Below are 230 nucleotides of genomic sequence, written 5' to 3' on the forward strand. Positions count from 1 at the left end.
GCGTTGCCGTTGTCGTCGGTCAGGGTCGGTGCGGCGGGCGTAGCCGGCGTGGTGGTGTTGATCGTGATCGTCCAGCTGTTCGACGCAACGCTTTGTGCCTGTCCGCTGGCAAACTGCGTGGCCGTCATGATATGCGCGCCGTCCGTCATGGCTGCCGGAATCTTCAGCGACCAGTGGCCGGTGGTGTCGACTGTCGTGCTGCCGCATCCAGCGCCGTTCTGGAAAATGTA

The 230-nt window shown here is 63.5% G+C and carries 1 protein-coding gene; it reads right to left on the bottom strand.

The window, feature by feature from the left end; all coding sequences use genetic code 11:
- On the bottom strand, positions 1-230 hold a 230-nt coding region (locus tag HB376_RS40675), incomplete at both ends, for a hypothetical protein (RefSeq protein ID WP_213769322.1).

It is taken from the genome of Caballeronia sp. dw_19, assembly GCF_018449515.1.
In the GTDB taxonomy this organism is placed as follows: Bacteria; Pseudomonadota; Gammaproteobacteria; order Burkholderiales; family Burkholderiaceae; genus Caballeronia.